22 protein-coding genes are annotated in these 19,503 nt (G+C 71.4%); 14 read left to right on the plus strand and 8 right to left on the minus strand.

The genetic code is table 11. From position 1 onward, the window contains the following. The 3 genes from ACIP4P_RS30550 to ACIP4P_RS30560 all read left to right on the plus strand — a co-directional run. Positions 1–803, plus strand: an 803-nt coding sequence (locus ACIP4P_RS30550; protein ID WP_400923966.1) for an ALF repeat-containing protein, incomplete at its 5' end; no start/stop codon positions are given. Positions 804–891: 88 nt separating this feature from the next. Continuing rightward, the gene (locus ACIP4P_RS30555) at positions 892–1,422 is read left to right on the plus strand and encodes a GNAT family N-acetyltransferase (protein ID WP_400923968.1); all 531 of its coding nucleotides are present in this window, start codon (positions 892–894) and stop codon (positions 1,420–1,422) included. Positions 1,423–1,776: 354 nt separating this feature from the next. After that, positions 1,777–2,673 carry a ribosome-inactivating family protein gene (locus ACIP4P_RS30560; RefSeq protein ID WP_400923970.1) on the plus strand — a complete coding sequence of 299 codons (897 nt, stop codon included), beginning with the start codon at positions 1,777–1,779 and terminating at the stop codon, positions 2,671–2,673. A gap of 58 nt (positions 2,674–2,731) precedes the next feature. On the opposite strand, the gene ACIP4P_RS30565 is transcribed toward ACIP4P_RS30560, so the two are convergent. The 3 genes from ACIP4P_RS30565 to ACIP4P_RS30575 form a co-directional block, all read right to left on the minus strand. After that, a complete protein-coding gene (locus tag ACIP4P_RS30565) occupies positions 2,732–2,926 on the minus strand; it encodes a DUF397 domain-containing protein (protein WP_400923972.1) in 195 nt (64 codons plus the stop codon). Positions 2,927–2,987: 61 nt separating this feature from the next. After that, positions 2,988–3,182 (minus strand): DUF397 domain-containing protein, encoded by a 195-nt coding sequence (locus ACIP4P_RS30570; RefSeq protein WP_400923974.1) that lies wholly within the window; start codon positions 3,180–3,182, stop codon positions 2,988–2,990. A gap of 2 nt (positions 3,183–3,184) precedes the next feature. Beyond that, complete coding sequence (locus tag ACIP4P_RS30575; protein ID WP_400923976.1) at positions 3,185–4,054, minus strand: helix-turn-helix domain-containing protein; 870 nt, start codon at positions 4,052–4,054, stop codon at positions 3,185–3,187. A 155-nt stretch (positions 4,055–4,209) separates the two neighbouring features. On the opposite strand from ACIP4P_RS30575, the gene ACIP4P_RS30580 reads away from it, so the two are divergent. Next, complete coding sequence (locus ACIP4P_RS30580; RefSeq protein WP_400923978.1) at positions 4,210–4,581, plus strand: ATP-binding protein; 372 nt, start codon at positions 4,210–4,212, stop codon at positions 4,579–4,581. Then, positions 4,578–4,823 carry a hypothetical protein gene (locus tag ACIP4P_RS30585; RefSeq protein WP_350517180.1) on the plus strand — a complete coding sequence of 82 codons (246 nt, stop codon included), beginning with the start codon at positions 4,578–4,580 and terminating at the stop codon, positions 4,821–4,823. The genes ACIP4P_RS30580 and ACIP4P_RS30585 overlap by 4 nt, the downstream gene beginning before the upstream one ends. Before the next feature lie 48 nt (positions 4,824–4,871). Here ACIP4P_RS30585 and ACIP4P_RS30590 read toward each other — a convergent pair whose 3' ends face one another. Then, on the minus strand, positions 4,872–5,465 hold the full coding sequence (locus ACIP4P_RS30590; RefSeq protein ID WP_400924156.1) for a TetR/AcrR family transcriptional regulator: 594 nt from the start codon (positions 5,463–5,465) through the stop codon (positions 4,872–4,874). 86 nt (positions 5,466–5,551) lie between these two features. Between ACIP4P_RS30590 and ACIP4P_RS30595 the strand changes: the two genes are divergently transcribed. The 5 genes from ACIP4P_RS30595 (at position 5,552) to ACIP4P_RS30615 (ending at position 9,649) form a co-directional block, all read left to right on the plus strand. Further along, entirely contained in the window at positions 5,552–7,051 is a 1,500-nt protein-coding gene (locus ACIP4P_RS30595) for an MBL fold metallo-hydrolase (protein WP_400923981.1), read from the plus strand. A 125-nt stretch (positions 7,052–7,176) separates the two neighbouring features. Beyond that, entirely contained in the window at positions 7,177–7,635 is a 459-nt protein-coding gene (locus ACIP4P_RS30600; protein ID WP_400923983.1) for a MarR family winged helix-turn-helix transcriptional regulator, read from the plus strand. A gap of 64 nt (positions 7,636–7,699) precedes the next feature. Further along, positions 7,700–8,227 carry a hypothetical protein gene (locus ACIP4P_RS30605; RefSeq protein ID WP_400923985.1) on the plus strand — a complete coding sequence of 176 codons (528 nt, stop codon included), beginning with the start codon at positions 7,700–7,702 and terminating at the stop codon, positions 8,225–8,227. Positions 8,228–8,357: 130 nt separating this feature from the next. Beyond that, positions 8,358–9,221 carry an alpha/beta hydrolase gene (locus ACIP4P_RS30610; protein WP_400923987.1) on the plus strand — a complete coding sequence of 288 codons (864 nt, stop codon included), beginning with the start codon at positions 8,358–8,360 and terminating at the stop codon, positions 9,219–9,221. Positions 9,222–9,295: 74 nt separating this feature from the next. Then, a complete protein-coding gene (locus ACIP4P_RS30615) occupies positions 9,296–9,649 on the plus strand; it encodes a hypothetical protein (protein ID WP_350517847.1) in 354 nt (117 codons plus the stop codon). Positions 9,650–9,721: 72 nt separating this feature from the next. Here the strand turns inward: ACIP4P_RS30615 and ACIP4P_RS30620 are convergent, their stop codons facing one another. Together ACIP4P_RS30620 and ACIP4P_RS30625 are read right to left on the minus strand one after the other, a co-directional pair. Continuing rightward, entirely contained in the window at positions 9,722–10,282 is a 561-nt protein-coding gene (locus ACIP4P_RS30620) for an NIPSNAP family protein (RefSeq protein ID WP_400923990.1), read from the minus strand. Further along, positions 10,279–10,755, minus strand: coding sequence for a hypothetical protein (locus ACIP4P_RS30625; RefSeq protein WP_400923992.1), 477 nt, complete (start codon positions 10,753–10,755; stop codon positions 10,279–10,281). Before ACIP4P_RS30625 ends, ACIP4P_RS30620 begins: the two co-directional genes overlap by 4 nt. A gap of 56 nt (positions 10,756–10,811) precedes the next feature. Here ACIP4P_RS30625 and ACIP4P_RS30630 point away from each other — a divergent pair, with 56 nt between their 5' ends. Continuing rightward, positions 10,812–11,738 carry a helix-turn-helix transcriptional regulator gene (locus tag ACIP4P_RS30630; RefSeq protein ID WP_400923994.1) on the plus strand — a complete coding sequence of 309 codons (927 nt, stop codon included), beginning with the start codon at positions 10,812–10,814 and terminating at the stop codon, positions 11,736–11,738. Between the two features lie 32 nt (positions 11,739–11,770). Here ACIP4P_RS30630 and ACIP4P_RS30635 read toward each other — a convergent pair whose 3' ends face one another. Next, the gene (locus tag ACIP4P_RS30635) at positions 11,771–11,968 is read right to left on the minus strand and encodes a DUF397 domain-containing protein (protein WP_350517851.1); all 198 of its coding nucleotides are present in this window, start codon (positions 11,966–11,968) and stop codon (positions 11,771–11,773) included. A 198-nt stretch (positions 11,969–12,166) separates the two neighbouring features. Here ACIP4P_RS30635 and ACIP4P_RS30640 point away from each other — a divergent pair, with 198 nt between their 5' ends. Genes ACIP4P_RS30640 through ACIP4P_RS30650 form a run of 3 tightly spaced genes read left to right on the plus strand, consistent with a single transcriptional unit; the run spans position 12,167 to position 18,613 of the window. Beyond that, positions 12,167–13,615: a TIR-like protein FxsC gene (locus tag ACIP4P_RS30640; protein WP_400923997.1), complete on the plus strand. Its 1,449-nt coding sequence runs from the start codon at positions 12,167–12,169 to the stop codon at positions 13,613–13,615. Continuing rightward, the gene (fxsT, locus tag ACIP4P_RS30645; protein WP_400923999.1) at positions 13,612–17,613 is read left to right on the plus strand and encodes an FxSxx-COOH system tetratricopeptide repeat protein; all 4,002 of its coding nucleotides are present in this window, start codon (positions 13,612–13,614) and stop codon (positions 17,611–17,613) included. The genes ACIP4P_RS30640 and fxsT overlap by 4 nt, the downstream gene beginning before the upstream one ends. A gap of 31 nt (positions 17,614–17,644) precedes the next feature. Beyond that, positions 17,645–18,613 carry a D-glycerate dehydrogenase gene (locus ACIP4P_RS30650; RefSeq protein ID WP_350517853.1) on the plus strand — a complete coding sequence of 323 codons (969 nt, stop codon included), beginning with the start codon at positions 17,645–17,647 and terminating at the stop codon, positions 18,611–18,613. A gap of 13 nt (positions 18,614–18,626) precedes the next feature. Here the strand turns inward: ACIP4P_RS30650 and ACIP4P_RS30655 are convergent, their stop codons facing one another. Beyond that, positions 18,627–19,481, minus strand: a complete 855-nt coding sequence (locus tag ACIP4P_RS30655) for an alpha/beta fold hydrolase (protein ID WP_400924158.1) — start codon at positions 19,479–19,481, stop codon at positions 18,627–18,629. Between the last annotated feature and the right edge of the window lie 22 nt (positions 19,482–19,503).

Raw genomic sequence — 19,503 nt, forward strand, 5'->3', positions numbered from 1 at the left:
TGCGGGAGGCCGGGGAGAAGGCGCTCGCGGGTGACGCTGCCGCCGTGCGGCACTTCCTGGAGAAGGAGTTGGCCGAGCAGCGTTTTGTGGACAACCGGGTGCGGGTCTCCCAGGTGATCAACAATGCCGGGCCGGTGCTGAGGGAGGCCGCCAAGGCGGTCCTGCGGCATGGCACGGCCGCTGAGCTGGAGAAGTTCCTCAAGGAGGGCCAGCACAAGGCTCGGGCGGAGGATGAGGACCGGGCCGAGGTGGCGCGGATCCTGGCTGACAAGGAGTCCGGTCCGGGTGTGCGGGAGGCCGGGGAGAAGGCGCTCGCGGGTGACGCTGCCGCCGTGCGGCACTTCCTGGAGAAGGAGTTGGCCGAGCAGCGTTTTGTGGACAACCAGGTGCGGGTCTCCCAGGTGATCAACAATGCCGGGCCGGTGTTGAAGGAGGCCGCCAAGGCGGTCCTGCGGCACGGTACGGCCGCTGAGCTGGAGAAGTTCCTCAAGGAGGGACAGTTCAAGGCCCGCGCCGAGGACGAGGCCGCGGCCGCCCGCAAGGGCGGTACGGACCGCACCCCGGACCCGGCCGGGCAGCCGGAGCCGCAGCCGGGCCAGGGGGTCAAGCCCGTCGCGGTGACCACTGGTGCTGGTGCGGGTGCCGGTGACACCTCCGGCGCCGTGGTGTCGGCCGGTCATGCCGGTCAGCTGGCCGCCACCGGCAGCGAGGGTCTCGGCTGGGAGGCCGGTGGCGCGGCCGCCGCCCTGGCCGCGGGTGCGGCGCTGGTGGTCGCCTCCCGCCGCCGCTCCACCGAGGACTGACCCGCTCCGACGAATCCCCGGGCACCGTTCGATCGGTGGCCGGGGACTCTTCAATTCCTGTCCGGCGTGCGCCTGTTAGCGTGGACGCATGGACGATCTTGAAGGTGTGGTCTGGCCGCCCGAACCGATCAGGACCGAGCGACTCGTACTCCGTGTGCCCGAGGCCCGGGACCGGGCAACGTTCATCGACCTGCACGCCTCGCCGGAGGTGCACACCTACCTCGGCGGCGCCCGGGCGCGGGACGAGCTGGAGCAGCTGGTGCCCGAGGAGCCCGAGGGGTGGCCGGGGAACTTCGTCGTCGAGCTCGACGGGACGATGATCGGACAGGTGCTACTGAGGAGGGCGACGGGCCACCAGCGCCCGGCGGCCGATGGGAAGGCCGACCTCGGCTACCTGTTCCTGCCGCAGGCCTGGGGGCGCGGGTACGCCACCGAGGCGTGCACGGCGGCGCTCGACTGGTTGGCGGGCGCCCTGCCGGGGGAGCCGGTGGTGCTCACCACCCAGAGCGCCAACCTCGGATCGATGCGGCTGGCCGAGAAGTTGGGGTTTGTCGAGGTGGAACGGTTCGATGCCTGGGACGCCGAGCAGTGGCTCGGCATGCGGGCACCGGTTCGCTAGGGCGGACCGGGCGCTCACTGCCTACGCGCAGGAAGTCGACCCCGTCGACTTCCTGCGCTCGCCGTGATGCCGGAACAGCTGCCGTGAACCCGTCGCTCCCGACTCCCCGTTGGCATGAATGAGCCAATCGGCTCACGGAGGTCGCCCGCGCCGGACTTCAGCGGTCGACCGCCGGTCAACGACAGTCGCACCGGCAGCGGATTCCGCCCGACGGGTAGTCACGCCCGCCCGGCCTCGGGATCCTGCTGCGCCACCACCGCCGACTGGTAGCTCAACAGGAACAACTGACACATGGCAGCCCTCTCACCCGTACGTCGACTCCTCCGCCGAATCGTCGCCGGCACCGTGGCCCTCGTGGCCGCCGTCGGCGTGTCGCAAGGCCTCTCCGCACAGCCCGCCCAGGCCCTCCCCACCGGCCTGTGGACGTTGGTCGACTGGGACATCAGCAACCTGACCTCGGACACGTGCAGTTGGTCGGCAAGTCTGGCCTACAACGACATGATCAGCACCGTCCGGAACGTCTCGGGCCAGCCCATCGGCAACGGAATGTCCGACAGCGTCACCACCACCGAGCATGGCCGCTACATCGAGGTCCGTCTGATGGATCACGGTGCGAACCGGCTGTCGATCCTCCTGCGGGCCGACAACCTGTACATGGACGGCTTCATCAACGCCTACGGCCGCTTCGTCTTCAGGGGCACCAACACCGCGCCCCTGGCGACCGCGCTGCTGAGCAGGTACCCGAACACCCCCACCCCGATCACCTTCCCTGAACTTCCGTGGAACGAGAACTACAACTCGTTCTCCAGCGACAGCTGGCGCCGGAACACCCCGTTCACCGCGCTCCGCTCGCAGGTGAACACGCTCATCGACATGCAATCGTCCCCCCGGTCAGGGAACGCGCAGGGAAACAACGTCGCCCAGGCGCTCACCCAGCTGGTCGCCGCGACCTCGGAGGCAGCCCGGTTCCCGTGGATCCAGCGCCGGATCGCGAACACCATCGGCAATGGCGGGGACTATGACACGAACGGCCTGCAGACCACGCTCGGCCCGTTCGGGGCCGAACTGGAGAACAACTGGAGCACCCTCTCCGTCCTGCTCCGCCTGAACGCCGCAGGCCGGACCGGCGCCCCCGTCACCGTCGACGGCCGGATCTACCGGAACCACACCGACATCGAACTCGGGAACTCGAACGTCGCCGCGCCCGCGATCGGCCCGATGCTGACGCTGGGATCGGTTCCGCTTCCCTAACCGACGCCCGGACCGCCCACCGGGGTTCCCCGGTGGGCGGCCCGCTGCGGTGCCGCGATCAGGTGGTGAGGTGGTCGAACTCGCCGGCCTTGGCGCCGTTGATCCAGGCGTTGAGCTTGGCGCGGGTGGTGGTGACGATGGTGGTTGGGTCGTCGGACTCGCGGATATGGACCAGCTCACCGGCGGAAGCGACTTCGATGCAGTTGGCCTGGTCACTGCTGAAGCTGGACTTCTGCCAGCTGAGCTGATTCATGTTCACTCTCCCGGTCTGTACTCGCGGCTTCCGCCGCCTTCACGGGCCTGGGCGCAGGGGGTTAGGCGGTGAGGTGGTCGAACTCGCCGGCTTTGGCGGCGGCGAGCAGGGCGTTGAGCTTGGCGCGGGTGGTGGTGACGATGGTGGTTGGGTCGTCGGACTCGCGGATGTAGACGAGGCTTTCGGCGGAAGCAATTTCGATGCAGTTGGCCTCGTCGCCACTGAAGCTCGATTTCTGCCAGGTGAAGTGGTGCATGGTCACCATCCTTGGACCTTGTATCGGATGTGCTGGATCAAGCCCAGCGAGTCACGATAGGTGGCGGACGACGTAGGTGTGGAAGCGGAGAGGGGAGGAAGCGCCAGCCCCCTGATCCGGTCGAACTTCTGGTCAAACTTAGCCACAGACTCAGGATCGCCGACGAAGCTCCCGCCGTGGGGCTGTTCGAGTAGAACCGTGTGGAGTCGATGGTGTGGCCCACGAAGCAGCATGAACGGCGTGTCGGTCGACGCGAAGCTCGTGCAGTCGAACGGAAGGATCTGAATCGTCACGTTCGGCAGCCGACTCACCTCGATCAGATGGCTCAGTTGGTCCCGCATGACCGTCGGACCGCCATACATCATGTGAAGTGCTGCTTCATGGATCACTGCGCGAAAGGGTGGAGCATCCTCACCACTCAGCAGCTTCTGACGCCGGTGGCGGAACTCGACCTTCCTCTCGTTGTAGCCATGGATGACCTCGCTGTAGGACCTGGTCTGCAAGAGGCCGGGGATCAGGAGGGTCTCGTAGCTGTCCAGGGCCGTCGAGTTCGCTTCGGCTTCGGCGAGATCGAGTGCGCGGCCGATCACGTCATGCTTGAAGTCGGTCCACCAACCTTTTCCAGAGCTCTCGCTCATGGCGCTGAGACCGGCTCGGTAACCCGGATCGTCGATCGCACAAAGGTCCAGCCAGGTGTTCAAGCGTTCAAGTGTGAGGCCGATCCGTCCAGCCTCGATGTGGCTGATGTTCGGGCCCTTCACGCCCAGCGCCTCGCCGACTTCTGATGCGGATAGCCCAGCAGCGTCGCGAGCTCGGCGAAGTTCCTCGCCAACACGGCGCTGTCGCTCGTTGATTCCACTCCTGAATCCCATCGAACGTCCCCTCCTTGCAGACTGTCGCCAACGCAAAGTGTAGGGGCATGTGCGGAGCGTGTTGAAATCTTCCGGCGTATGGCTCTAAAGTCTTAGTGAACCGCGCACCGTGGGTGGATCCGGTGCGTTTCGACTACACCGCTGGGAGACTCCCCATGTGTGACCCCAACCTCAACTCCCCTTCCCTCACCGTCTCGCGTGAGGTGTTGCGCGACGTCATGGAGCGCGCCCGCTTCGTCCGCTCCTCCATCGCGGATGCCGAAGTCGCCCTGGTCGAACTGATCTCCAACGCCTGGCGGCACGGCAAGACCCCCTCGCCCGCGGTCGCCATCACCGTCGAGAACCGCACCCTCCGCGTCATCGTCGGCGACCGCAGTTCCGCCCTCCCGCAGCCCTGCGCGACCGCCGAACTCGCCGAGTCCGGCCGTGGGTTGCTCCTGGTGGAGGGCCTCACACACCGGTGGGGTGTCGAGCCGCAGAAGCTCGGCAAGCGGGTCTGGTTCGAGCTGGACGGTGACGTCGCGTGAACGCCCTCCATCCCATCCACCCCGCCGATCCGGCGATCCACCACCTCACCACCCCGCAGCTCACCGAGCTCATCGTCGAACTCCGGACCGAAGGGCGCGAGTTCGGGCTCCTCTGGCCGTCCGCGAAGCCGGGCGAGACGGTCCTCAACGGTCGCGTCCTGGTCGACCTCGGCAACGTCCCGGCCAGCACGGTGATCAACCTCCTCGCTCTGCTGCGGGAGTTCAAGCGGCACCGGGGCTGAGTGTGGCAGTCGACGCCGGGTGCCAATATTGCTCCCAGTAGGTCCGCGTCAGGCCGCGAACCCGCCCGCGAGGACCTCCAGCCGGCCGAGCAGGTTCTCGGCCAGCGAATAATCACCATCGGCGGCGAGCCAGCGGACCACGGCCGTCACATATGCGTCGGCGATCAGGTCGGCGATGGCCTCCGCGCTGACGTCGTCGCGGAGTTCCCCGTCGGCCTGCCCCCTTGCCACGGTGGCCAGGATCGCGCGGGGCGTCCTCGCCCCGGCGCCGAACACGACCTGCAGCACGCCGCCGTCGAACAGCCCCTTTGCCAGTTCGTACTCCTCGACCATCAGGTCGGAGAGCTCCTTCAGCACGTCCGCGAGGGCCTCCACGGCGGACCGGCCGGCGGCCGTGTCCGCCGCCTCCCGCCGGTCCAGCAGCTCGTGGCGCTGCTCGATCCAGGCGGTGACGAAGTCCTCTTTCCGCCGGAAGTAGTTGAAGGCCGTCTGCCGCCCCACGTCCGCGCGTTCGGCGATGTGGTCGTAGGTGGTGGCCGCGTACCCCTGGGCGGCGAACAGTTCGAGGGCTGCCGCCAGCAGCCGTTCCCGGGTCGCGGTGCGGCGCTGTTCGCGGCGGTCGATCCCGCCCTGCGGTGTCATCGGGGTCACTCCATGACTGTACTTGAATCCATCGATGTACTGGAGTACATCTTGTACTCCAGTACATCGAGCGAGGAGTTCGAGAGATGGACGTCCCCTACGCCCTCGGCCTGCACGAGGTCGCCGCCGACACCTATGCGTACCTCCAGCCGGACGGATCCCTGGGCCTCAGCAACGCCGGGCTGGTCGTCTCCGGCAACGAGGCGCTGCTCGTCGACACCCTGTTCACCGTCCCGCAGACCCGGGACCTGCTCACCGCCGTGACCCGCGCCCTCCCCGGCGTCGCCCTCACCACCCTGGTCAACACCCACAGCGACGGCGACCACTGGTGGGGCAACCAACTGCTCCCGGACGCCGAGATCATCGCCTCCGAGGCCGCCGCCGCCGACATGCGCGCCGACCACCTGCACGAACTGCTCGCCGACCCCGGTGATCTCCAACTCCCCGGCGTCGTCGCGGGCCTGCGGAAGGCCTTCGACTTCACCGGCATCACCCCGACCTTCCCGACCCGGACCTTCAGAGGCGAGCTGGAGCTCACGGTGGGCCGGCGCACCGTGCGGCTGATCGAAGTCCCGTACGCCCACACCCGGGGCGACGTCCTGGTCCACGTCCCCGACGCCGGGGTGCTGTTCACCGGGGACCTGCTGTTCATCGGCGGCCACCCGGTGATCCACACCGGCCTGATCGGCAACTGGATCGCCGCCTGCGAGCTGATCCTCGGCCTGGACGGCGTCGAGACCATCGTGCCCGGACACGGCCCCGTCGTCGGCAAGGCGGAGGTCCGCCGCTTCCGCGCCTACCTGGAACGGGTCCGCGACCACTCCACCGCCGCTCACCGCGCGGGCACGCCCGTCCTCCAGGCCGCCCTGGGGACGGACCTGACCGGATTCACCGACCTCGCCGACCCCGAGCGGCTGCTGCTCAACGTCGGCGCCGTCTACCGCGAACTCAACGGCGACGGCACCCCGACCGAGGAGGAACTCTTCGGCCTGTTCGACCACTGGACCGTCCCCACCCCGCGCCTGGCCCCGCGCCCCGCCGCCGAGTTGGCCGCCCTCGCCGAACGCGCCACGGGTCCCGCCGCCCGGCTGCTCGGCGGCGGCGACCCCGAGGTGCTGGACGGGCACCCGGTGCCCAATGTGCTGGCCGTCATCGGCCACCACCCCGAGCTGCTGATCGCCCTGGCGCCCCTGCTCGTCCAGCTCAACCAGGGCCTGCTGCCGCCCCGCACCCGGGAGTTGGCGATCCTGCGGACCGCGCACCGGTCCGGCTCGCCGTACGAGTGGCAGCACCACGTCCGGATAGCGGGCGGGGTCGGGCTGACCAGGGCGGAGATCGCCCGGGTCCCGGAGGGGCCGGAGCATCCGGACTGGGACGCGAATGACCGGGCACTGCTCCGGGCCGTCGACGAACTCCACGACGGACACCGGCTCTCCTCGGCCGTTTGGCGGGCGCTGCTCGAACGGCACTCCGAGGCACAGCTGTTGGAGCTGCTGGCGCTGGTCGGCACGTACCGGACCGTCGCGGGGATCCTCAACACCTGCCGGGTGCCGATCGACGACTGGCTCGCCGGGGCGCCTTCCTAGCGAGGTCCGGTCGTGGCGGGCGTGCCGGCGGTGGTGGTCGCGGTGACGGCGCTTGACCTCAAGTCGGCTTCACCTTCTAGTTTCGGTCGCGCCGAAGCGATCGACGAGAAGGGGAGGCCCCGGTCATGGAGTACTCGCACAGCGACGCCGAAATGATCAAGCAGCCGATCGGATACTGGAGCTGGGCCGCCTACGACGCCGTCGTCAGCCGTACCCGCGGCGCGCTGGCCGAGCTCGGCGCCACCCAGCCGCAGTGGTGGGTGCTCGCCCAGCTGGGCAGGGCCGAGGGGCCGAGGAGTCGTGCGGACGTCTCCGCCGTTCTGCGCGGCTACCTCGACACCGGGCAGGAGGCGCTGGATGCGGAGATCGACGCGACCGTCGGGCGCGGCTGGGTCACCGAGTCCGCCGGGGGCCGGGTCGACCTGACGCCCGAGGGGCGGGCGTTCTTCGACCGGCTGGCCGCCCGGCAGGACGAGTTGTGGGCGGAGCGTCACGCCGGGATCTCCGACGACGAGTACCTGACCACGATGAAGGTCCTGCAGCGCTTCATCCGCAACACGGGGGGCCGGGCCTGGCACCACTGAGGATCCGGGTCCGACAGGTCCGGCAGGGCCCGGGCTGTCGGACCCCGCTCCTACGATCGGCGCCATGCCCGATGCCTTCACCGTTCTCTGGACCCAGGACACCTGCCGCGCGCTGCTCAAGGCGGGCCGCGAGGGCGAACGCCCGCCGGTCGCCTTCAGCGGGACGCACCAGTCGCTGCCCGCCTGGTCGACCGCCCGCGCCGGGGACGAGGTGTACGCGCTGCTCGTCCAGCAGCGTGAGGTGTTCGTGGTGAGCCGGATGCGGGTGGTCGACCAGGAGCGCGGGGAGTGCTGCGGGGCCGCCCCGGAGAACTGGGGGGACCCGGGGTTCCCCGGACACCTGGACTGGTCGGCCCTCGGGGCCGGCGGTTGCGGCGCCACGGCGGTGCACGTGGACGCGACCCCCGTGCGCTTCGACCTGCCGATACCGGGGGAGCGGCTGGGGGAGCTCACCTGGCGCAATCAGCGCGGCCGGGTCCGCGGCCTCAAGTACGTGGTGGACGGCCGCCTCGAACGGTTCGTCAGCCTCCAGGGCTTCTACCGGCTGACTCCGGAATCGGCCGACGAACTGGCGGCGCTCGTCGGCCCGTGAGCCGCCCGGGAGAGTGCGCAGGTGAGGGGCCGTCGGCCCTGGTGCGGATGATCTTGCGTCAGTAGGGTGGACGCCAAGTCGGGGCCGGTCGTTCGCATGCCGTCCCCCGGGGGACAGGGAGTCAGAACAGATGCAGCCGACCTTCGTACTGGTCCACGGAGCCTTCGCGAACTCCTTCTCGTTCGCGCCGCTCCAGGCCGAGCTGGGGCTGCTCGGGCACCGCTCGGTCGCCGTCGACCTCCCGGGACACGGCTTCGCCGCGACGTACCCGCGGGCCTACCAGGCGCCGCAGGACCTCGCCGAACTCGCCGCCACGCCCGGCGCGATCAAGGGCGTCACGCTCGCCGACAACGTCGCGCACCTGATCGGGATCCTGGAGCGGGCCAAGCGCAACGGGCCGGTCATCCTGGTCTCGCACAGCCGAGGCGGCCTGACGGCCACCGTGGCGGCGAACCGGCGGCCCGACCTGATCGACCGCATCGTCTACGTCTCCGCCTGGGCGCCGGTCGACCTCCCGGTCGGCGGCTACTACGCCGAGCCCGAGATGGCCACGGTCGACGCCGGGGCGATGGCGGCGGCGCTCGCCGGCAACCCGGCCGAACTCGGCGTGCTGCGCTGCAACTTCCGCACCGCGGACCCGGCCGTCCTGGCCGGCTTCAAGGCGGCGTTCCTGGCGGACGGGACGGACGACGAGTTCCTGGCCTTCCTCAACACCTTCCAGCCCGACGAGAACCTCGACACCGGCACGCCCGAGGACCGGGCGCAGCGCGACAGTTGGGGCCGGATCCCCCGGACGTACGTGCGGCTGGCCGAGGACACCAGCATCCCGCCGGCCATGCAGGACCGGATGATCCGCGAGGGCGACGCCCTGACGCCGGACAACCGCTACGACGTCCGCACGCTCGCCGGCAGCCACCTGAAGTGGCTGGTCGACCCGGCCCCGGCGGCCCGGGTGCTGGACGAGGTCGCCGCGCTGCTGGTCGAAGGGGCCTGACCCACCGGGCCGCCGGGGCACAGGAAGTCGGCCCGGCCGACTTCCTGTGCACCGGCAGCGGCACAATCGGTCCCGTGATCACGTGGGCGAGGAACAGGCGGCGGCGCCGGGAGGCGGCGCTCGTGGAGGAGCGCGTCGTGGTGGCGGCGGGCGCCGACGAGCCGTTGACGGTGGTGTTCGAGCCGATGGGGAGCCTCTACGAGGTGCCCGCGGGGGAGCGGCTGACGGTCGTGTTCAGGTCCCGGCCCGGTCACTCCGGCGAGGTCGAGTACCGGCCGGACCACGCCTCGGCCTGCGCCGGGGCGGGAGGCACGATGGCCGCGTGGACGGCCTCGGGGGCGGAGATCGACCTCGGTACGGGCGAACCGGAGGATGCGGGGCCGGGAAGGACGTACTGGTACGGCCCGCCGGTCGATCTGGAGGCCTGACCCACCGGGCTGCCGGTGCGTGGGAAGTCGGTCCGGCCGACTTCCCGCGCACCGGGAACCCGGCCCGGCGGCTCAGCTCGTCACCGGCTCCAGCCGGAGCTGCCGGCACGCCCCCGGCGGCTCGACCTCGACCGGGCCGAACCAGACCCGGACGTCCTCGCCGGTGCGGACGGGCAGGGCCGGGAAGTCGTTCTCGGCGTGCTCGGTGCGGTGCAGGGCCTGCTCGGTGCCCAGGTGGGCGGCGGCCCAGGCGTCGAAGGCGTCGAAGGCGGCCGGGGCCGGCTGGCAGACGGTGGCGAGCACCTCGCGGGCCCCGGCGGGCGGCAGGTAGTTCGGGCCGCGCAGCAGCAGGACGTCGTCGCTGTCGATCATGGTCGCGTTGGCCGCCTCGCGGTGCGCCCGCCAGACCGGGCCGCCGTAGAAGGCCTCCAGTGCGCGCCGGCGCTCGGCCATGGACGGGAAGGCGCGCAGCCAGACGAAGCGGTCCGGGTCGTCCAGGTCGCGGAAGCGGCCGCCGAGGGTCATGCCGACGGCCTCCTGCCCGGTCACGAACTCGCGCTCGAACAGCTCGATCAGGGTCTCGCGGGCGCCGGGGTGCAGGGTGTACCGGCGCAGTTCGACGATCAGGCTCATGCCGCCAGCCCCTCGAAGGCCGGGCCGGTGCGGGTGAAGTCCATCGTCCAGTTCGGCTCCCAGCCGTGGCCGCCGTCGACGGAGAACTCCTGCTCCCAGCGGGCGGTGTCCGGGCCGAGGCGGTGCCAGGTGAAGTGCACCCGGATCGGGCTGCCGGCGTAGTGGTCCTCGCCGTAGAAGTCCCCCCGGTCGCCGGTGAAGCCGCCGACCACCGGCGGGTCCAGCCGGCCGGTGCGGCTGTCGGACCAGAAGATCGACCACTGCCGCGTCCCCTGGTCGAAGAGCCGCAGGGTCACGCCCCGGCGGGCGAGGGTGGGGAAGAGGATCTCGTCGATGTTGCCCGCGCCCCCGAAGAGCGGCCGGACCACGGAGCGGCCGGGGAACTCCTCCCAGGTACCGCCGCCGTCGAGCGGCGTGCTGAGGCGGCGGTTGGCCACGTCCCAGGTGCCGTGCAGGAAGTCGAAGTCGTTCATGCGGCGCAGGTTAGGGGCACTCCCCTGACAACCGCTGTCAGTGGATACTGGCCGATGTGCGCGCGAGTCGACTGGTCACCCTGCTCCTGCTGCTCCAGAACCGGGGCCGGATGACCGCCCGGCAGCTGGCCGACGAACTGGAGGTCTCCGTCCGTACCGTCTACCGGGACGTCGAGGCGCTCGCCGCCGCCGGGATCCCGCTGTACGGCGAGGCCGGGCACGCGGGCGGCTACCGGCTGGTCGACGGCTACCGCACCCGCCTCACCGGGCTGACCGCCGACGAGGCCCAGGCCGCCTTCCTCGCCGCGCTCCCGGGCACCGCCGCCGACCTCGGCCTCGGCGGGGCGCTGGCCACCGCCCAGCTCAAGCTGCGGGCCGCGCTCCCCGCTGAACTGCGCGAGCACGCCGGGCGGATCCAGGAGCGCTTCCTGCTGGACGCCCCCGGCTGGTACGGCCGCGCGGACGAGACCCCGCACCTGGCGGCGGTCGCCTCGGCGGTGTGGGCGCGGCGGGCGGTGGTGCTGCGCTACCGGCGCTGGCGGGCGCCGGAGGAGATCGAGCGGCGGGTCGAGCCGTACGGGCTGGTGCTCAAGGCGGGCCGCTGGTACCTGGTGGCCGGCGGGGCGTCGGGGACGCGCACCTACCGGGTGGACCAGGTGCTGGAACTCACCGGGACGGACGACGGGTTCGCGGTGCCGGACGGTTTCGCGCTGGCCGCCTACTGGCAGGCCTACCTTGCGGACTTCCGGGCCCGGCTGCACACCGGGGAGGCGCTGGTGCGGCTCAGCCCGGAGGGGGCCCGACGGCTGGGGCTGACCGCCCCGGAGCGGGGCTGGACGGAGGCCCAGGTGCCGATCGAGTCGATCGACCATGCCCACGGGGAGTTCCTGCGCCTCGGTGCCGAGGCCGAGGTGCTGGAACCGGCCGAGCTGCGCGAGCGGATCGCCGCGACGGTGCGCGAACTGGCCGCCCGCTACCGGTAGGAGAGCGTTCAGAGCCCGACTCAGAGCCCGACTCAGAGCCCGACGAAGTGGTCGAACTCGCCGTCCTTGGCGCCCAGGATCCAGGCGTTGAGCTTGGCCCGGGTGGTGGTGACGACCAGGTCGTGGTTGTCGGACTCGCGGATGTAGACGAGGTCGCCCTCGGAGGCGATTTCGAGGTAGTTGGTCTCGTTCTCGACGAAGCTGGACTTCTGCCAGGTGAGGTGGTCCATTCTTCTTCTCCTCCTTGCGCGTGGCGTGGCCGGAACGAGGGTACTGCTTCGCGAGTACGACGGCGGCATCGTTTCGGTCATGTCAATTCGTGCGAGGCGTTGTGCTATTCCATTGGGGTGTCAGTCGTTCCTACACTGAGACCCCGCCGCACGGGGGCTGCGGGAACCAGGTTGCCGACGGGCCCGGGGGAGGCACGTGTGACTGACCGGGGCTGGGACGAGGACGAGGCCCGGCCGTACTTCTTCCTCTCCTACGCGCACACCCCCAAGTCCGGTGCGCGCGGAGCCGGTGACCCGAACCACTGGGTCAGACAGCTGTACCGCGACCTGTGCGAGGCGGTGCTGCAACTCACCACCGTCCCCGCCGGGGTGCCGGTCGGGTTCATGGACGAGTCCATGCACCAGGGCGAGTTGTGGGCCGAGCGGCTGTCCGAGGAGTTGGCGACCTGCCGGGTGTTCGTACCGCTGTACTCGCCGCGGTACTTCAACAGCGTTCCGTGCGGCCAGGAGTGGCACGCCTTCACCCGCCGCCCGGTCTATCCGGCGACCATCGACGCGGAGCGCACCAGCGGCATCGTCCCGGTGCTGTGGGCGCCGATGAGCCGCTACCGGCTGCCCCAGGTGGCCAGTGAACTCCAGTTCAACCATGCGGGCTTCGGGCCGGACTACGCCACCGAGGGCCTGTACGCGCTGATGAAGCTCAGCTACTTCCGCGCTGCCTACGAACTGGCCGTGCACCGGCTGGCGGCGCGGATCGTCCAGGTGGCGGAGGAGACGGTGATCCCGGTCGGGCGGCGGCTGGGGTTCAACGGGCTGCCCAGCGCCTTCAACGTGACCGCCCCGACCAAGCAGCTGCGGATCTCGGTACTCGCCTACCACCAGGGCGAGTTGCCCACCGACCGCAACCCCGACTTCTACGGCGCCCGGCGCACCGACTGGCACCCCTACCGCCCGGCCGGGTCGCCGATCGCCCAGCACGCGGTGCGGCTGGCCCGGCAGTTGGGGTTCCAGCCGACCGTGCACGAGTTCGACGACGAGGCCGAGTCGATCATCGAGGGCAACGCCGAGGCCCCCGGGCTGCTGCTGCTGGACCGGTGGGCGCTGCGCGACCCGCACCGGCGTGAACTGGTCCGCCGCTTCGACCGCTCCGACGCGACCTGGGTCAGCGTGCTGGAGCCGTGGAACACCGACGACCGGGAGTGCCTCGAACGGGACGGCGAGTTCAGCGGGTTGAGTGACCAGACCCTGCGCAAGACCCGGCGGGCCGGCCGCCCGAGCTTCCTCGGCGTGACCGGCCCGACCGGGCTGAACAGCCTGGAGGACTTCGACGACGCACTGCCCCGCGCCGCGATGAAGGCCAAGTACGCCTTCGAGAGCCGGACCAGGGCCGAACCGGAGGAGCCGTCGGCGTCCCGGCCGAGCCTGCGGGAGGCCTTCCGCCCCGGCCCGGGCACGGACGGCTTCGGCGGCCACCGCACGGAACCGTACGGACCGGGCTCCTTCGACCGCGACCGCGACCGCGACTACGACCGCGACGACAGCACCGACCGCACCGCCCGTGACAACGATCGCTACCACCGCAACGACCGTGACGACGGCGATGACCCCGATGACGGGATGGCGCCCTTGGGAGGACCGAACCGATGAGCGACAACACCACCAGGAACTTCCGCCTCGGCGCCGCCGAACTGGCCGCCGCCCGCGAGGCCGCCCGGCAGGCCGCGGAACAGGACCGCAACGGCCGGATCATCACCTTCTACTCCTACAAGGGCGGCACCGGCCGCACCATGGCCCTCGCCAACACCGCCTGGATCCTGGCCGCCAACGGCTTCCGCGTCCTCACCGTCGACTGGGACCTGGAGGCACCCGGCCTCGCCAAGTTCTTCCACCCCTTCCTCGACCCGGCCTCCCTGGCCGGCACCACCGGGATGATGGACCTCATCGCCGAGTACCGCGAGGAGGCGCTGCGCCCGGTCGAGCACGCCGAGGGCTGGCACCTGGACTTCGCCCGGGTGCACCCGCACGCCCTCTCGCTCTCCTGGCCGCACTTCCCGGCCGGCGGCAGTCTGGACTTCCTCTCGGCCGGCCAGTTCAACCGCGACTACTCCGAGGCCGTCACCCACCTCGACTGGGACATCTTCTACGACCGCTTCGACGGCGGGCAGTTCTTCGACGCGCTCAAGGCCGACATGGCCAAGCGCTACGACTACGTGCTGATCGACTCCCGCACCGGCCTGTCCGACATCGCCGAGATCTGCACCGTCCAGATGCCCGACGACCTGGTGGTCTGCTTCACCCTCAGCGACCAGTCCATCGACGGCGCCTCCCGGATCGCCCAGCACATCCACGACCGCTACCGCGACCGCGGCATCCGCATCCTGCCCGTCCCGATGCGCATCGACGAGGGCGAGAAGGAGAAGGCGGACGCCGGCCGCGCCCTCGCCCGGGTCCGCTTCGACGGCCTGCCGGCCGGCCTGAACGGCGACGAACTCGCCGGCTACTGGGGCTCGGTGGAGATCCCGTACCGGCCGTTCTACGCCTACGAGGAGATCCTCGCCACCTTCGGCGACCAGACCGGCAGCCCCACCTCGATGCTGGCCGCCTGCGAACGCCTCACCTCGATGATCACCGAGGGGCGGGTCACCGGCCTGCCGACGGTCGAGGAGGAGGTGCGGCTGCGCTACGTGGACGCCTTCACCCGCCGCCGCCCGTCCGTCCCCGCCGACCTCTACCTGTCCTACGTGCCCGAGGACCGGATGTGGGCGGACTGGATCGAGTCCGTGCTGACCCGGGCCGGCTTCCGGGTGCTGCCGCGCGACCTCAGCGCCGGCACCGACCCGCGCGAGGAGACCGAACGCGGCATCGACTCCGCGTTCCGCACCGTCGCCGTGCTCTCGCCCGCCTACCAGCGCTCCCCGCAGGCCCGGGCGCTCTGGGAGTCGGTGGTCAACTCCGACCCGTCCGGCACCCGGCGCCAACTGCTGCCGGTGCGCGTCGGCGACGTCCGGCTCACCGCGCCGTTCAGCAACCGCAACCCCGTCGACCTGGTCGGCCGCGACGAGACCCAGTCCATCCAGAGCCTGCTGCGCGCCCTCGGCCGCGGCGACACGGTGCTCGACGACGCCCCCAGCGGCGGCCCCCGGTTCCCCGGCAGCAAGCCCTCGGTCTGGGACGTCCCGCCGCGCAACCCCTCCTTCACCGGCCGCGCCGCCGTCCTCGAACAGCTGCGCAACCAGCTGCGCGGCGGCATGGCGGCCGTCCTGCCCACCCCGCAGACCCTGTACGGGCTCGGCGGCGTCGGCAAGACCCAGGTGGCGCTGGAGTACGCCCACCGCTTCATGTCCGACTACGACCTGGTCTGGTGGATCGACGCCGAACAGACCGAACTGGTCGCCCCGGCGCTCGCCGAACTCGCCCGCCGGCTCGGCCTGCGGGTCGGCGACTCGGTCACCGAGGCCGCCGAGGCCGCCCGCGAGGCGCTGCGCCGCGGCGTACCCACCTCGCGCTGGCTGCTGATCTTCGACAACGCCGACGAGCCCGCCGAGATCCGCCGCTTCTTCCCCGGCGGCTCCGGCCACATCCTGGTCACCTCCCGCAACCAGGCCTGGACCGGGCACGCCGAGGCCCTGGAAGTCGACGTCTTCACCCGCGGCGAGAGCGTCGAGCACCTGTGCCGGCGCGCCCGCAGCCTCTCCCGGCCGGACGCCGACCGGGTCGCCGAGGCCGTCGGCGACCTGCCGCTGGCCGTCGAGGTCGCCGCCGCCTGGCTGGACACCACCGGCACCCCGGTGGACACCTACGTCGCCCAACTGCACGCCGAGGCCGCCCGCGCCCTCGCCGTCGACCACCCCACCGACTACCCCACCCCGGTCGCCGCGACCTGGAACGTCTCGATCGGACGGCTGCGCCAGCAGTCCCCGGCCGCCGTGCGACTGCTCCAGCTGTGCGCCTTCTTCGCGCCCGAGCCGATCTCCATGAACCTCTTCTACAGCGACCAGATGATCAGGGCGCTGGTGAAGTACGACGCCGACCTCAGCGACAAGTTCATGCTCGGCAAGGTCATCCAGGCGATCGGCCGGTACGCGCTCGCCAAGGTCGACGCGGGCAGCAACAGCTTCCAGGTGCACCGGCTCGTCCAGGCGGTGATCCGGGCCGGGATGACCGACGACGAGCAGGAGATCGCCGTCCACGAGGTGCACCGCATCCTCACCGGCGCCCGACCCGTCCTCGGCGACACCGACGACCCGGCCAACTGGCCCGCCTTCGACGAGATCTGGCCCCACCTGTCGCCCTCCAAGGCGCACAACTGCGACGAGGCCGACACCCGCCAGCTGCTCATCGACCGGGTCCGCTACCTGTGGAAGCGCGGCGAACTCGACCGTGCCCGCGACCTCGGCCACGCCCTCGACGACGAGTGGACCCGCAAGCTCGGCGAGGACGACCGGCAGACCCTGCTGCTCCGCTTCCAGCTCGCCAACGTCCTGCGCTCGCAGGGAAGTTACGCCGAGGCGCTGTCCCTGGACGAGGCCACCCTGGAGCGCCAGCGGGTGCTGCTCGGCGAACACCACCCGTACACCCTGATGACCGCCGGCTCGCTCGGCGCCGACCGCCGGGCACTCGGCCGCTTCCAGGCCGCCCTCGACCTCGACCGGGAGATCCTCGACCAGTTCCGGGAACTGTTCGGGGACGACAACCCGCGCACCCTCTCGATGGCCAACAACCTGGCGATCGACTACCGGCTGGTCGGCGAGAGCGAGGCCGCCCGCGAACTCGACCAGGAGACCCTGGACCGGCGCACCGCCGTGCTCGGACCCAAGCACCCGTACACCCTGATCACCAAGTCCGCCCTGGCCCGCGACCTGCGCGAACTCGGCGACTACCGGGGCTCGGTGGACCTGCTCCAGGAGGTGATGACCGACTTCGGCGACGGACAGCTCGACCCGGGCCTGCCGGAGAGCCTGCGCAACGCCAAGTCGCTGGCCGTCTCGCTGCGCCGGATGGGCCAGCTCGCCGACGCCCGCCGGATCACCAAGGAGACCTACGAGCGCTACCTGGAACGCTACGGCGCCGACGCCCCCGACGCGCTCGCCTGCGCGCTCAACCTGGCCGCCGACCACAGCGCCTTCGGCGACAAGGAGGCCGCCCGCGACCTCTGTTCCACCGTCTTCGACGGCCACCGGCGGCTGTTCGGCGACGAGCACCCCTTCACCCTGGCCTGCGCCAACAACCTGGGCATCTACCTGCGCGGCAGCGGCGACGTCCCGGGCGCCATCGACCGCGGCCGGCTCACCGTCGAGGGACTCACCGAGTCGGTCGGACCGGAGCACCCGTACACCCTCAACGCGATGATCAACCTGGCCAACGCCTACGGCGACGACGGGCAGAACGACGTCGCCGAACAGCTCGGCCGGGCCGCCTACACGGGCCTTTGCGAGCGCTACTCGGCGCAGCACCCGGACGCGGTGGCCTGCGAGGCCAACCTGGCGATCACCCTGCGCGCGGCCGGCCGGCACACCCAGGCCGCCGAACTGCGCGCCCGGGCGATCGCCGAACTGATCCGGCAGTTCGGCGAGGAGCACCCCAACACCGTCGCCGCGCGCGGCTGGAAGCGGATCAACCGCGACCTGGAGCCGCAGCCGGTGTGACCCGGGAGGGGGCGGGGTACGCTGCCGAGCCATGAACACCCCGCCCCCGCCCCCGGTCCTGGTCACCCGGCAGCCCGCCCCCGGCGTCATGGCACGGCTCACCGACCGGTACGCCGTCACCCTCAACGAGGCCGACCGGGACCTGGACCGGGCCGAACTGCTGGCCGCCGTCCACGGCCGCCGGGCCGTGCTCACCACCCTCAACAACCGGGTCGACGCCGAGTTCCTGGACGCGGCCGGCCCGCAGCTGGAGATCGTGGCCAACCACGCCGTCGGCTACCACAACATCGACCTCGCGGCCTGCGCCGACCGCGGCGTCCTGGTCACCAACACCCCCGGCGTCCTCACCACCGCCACCGCCGAGACCACCTGGGCGCTGCTGCTCGCCGCCGCCCGCCGGCTCGGCGAGGGCGAACGCCTGCTGCGCTCCGGCACCCCCTGGACCTGGGGGCCGAACTTCCTGCTCGGCCTGGAACTGGCCGGCACCCCGCTCGGGGTGCTCGGGATGGGCCGGATCGGGCAGGCGGTGGCCCGCCGGGCCCGCGCCTTCGACATGCCGGTCGGCTACCACAACCGCCGCGCGCTGCCGCCCGAGCAGGCCGAGGGCGCGGAGTGGAAGCCGCTGGAGGACCTGCTCGCCACCTCCACCGTGCTGGTCGTCACCTGCCCCTGCACCGAGGAGACCCGGCACCTGCTGGACGCCCGTCGGCTCGCCCTGCTGCCGCCCGGGGCGGTGGTGATCAGCATGACCGCCGGGGTGGTGGACGAGGAGGCGCTCGCCGCCGCGCTGGAGTCCGGTGCGCTGTTCGCCGCCGCCGTGGACAACTTCGAGCACGAGCCCAGTGTCCCGTCCGCGCTGCTCGCCCAGGAGCGGGCCGTCCTCGTCCCGCACCTGGGCAGTGCCACCGTGCGCACCCGGCAGGCGATGGGCGGCCTCGCGGTCGACAACATCCTGGCCGTGCTGGACGGCGGCGAACCCCTCACCCCGGTGAAGCGCTGACCCCGGTGAAGCGCTAACCCGCCGCCCAGGCCAGGGCCGTGGTCAGCACCCTGAACGCCCCGAAGTGCGCGGCGCCGGGCTCCAGGAAGAGCTCGGCGCCCGGGATGTGGTCGGCCAGCCAGCGGGAGTGGTCGACCGGCGAGAACTGGTCGTCCGCGCCGTGCCACAGCCAGGTCGGCACGCCGATCGACCCGACCTCGAAGCCCCAGTCGGCGGTGAAGGCCAGCATGTCGTCGATCCAGCCGTCCGCGCCGTGCCGGAACGCCTCCCGGTAGTTGCTCTGCAGCATCCCGCGCAGCCCGCTGTCCGCCACCACCGCCCGGTCGGCGGGGGAGAGTTCGGTGCGCAGCCCGTTCAGCAGCCGGACCGGGTCGTCCTTGATCTGCCGGGAGCGGAACTCCATCGCGTCGGCGATCCGCCCGTGCCCGCGGTCCGCCTCCCGGTAGGCGCGGACGTTGGACGGCGTCATCCCGGCGTACCAGTCCAGGCCGGCCGCGTTGCGCGGCGCCAGCCCCACCAGCACCGCCACCCGGTTGACCCGCTCCGGCAGCAGCGCCGCGCAGGCCAGCGCGTGCGGTCCGCCGCCGGACCGGCCCAGCACGGCGAAGCCGCCCAGCCCCAACTCGTCGGCGATGGTGCGCACATCGGCCGCCGCGTGGGACACCCGGCGGCCGAGCAGCCGGGTCGAGTCGCCGTACCCGGGCCGGTCGTAGGAGATCAGCCGCACCCCCAGCCGGTACAGCACGGTGCTGCGCGGGTGCGGTCCGACCCTGCTGCCCGGCATGCCGTGCAGCAGGAACACCGGACGGCCGCGCGGGTCGCCGAGGGACTCGACGGCGAGGGCCCGGCCGTCCGCCGTTTTGACCATCCGTAACGCCACGCGTTCCTCC

It is taken from the genome of Kitasatospora sp. NPDC089509 (assembly GCF_044749365.1).
Lineage (GTDB): Bacteria > Actinomycetota > Actinomycetes > Streptomycetales > Streptomycetaceae > Kitasatospora.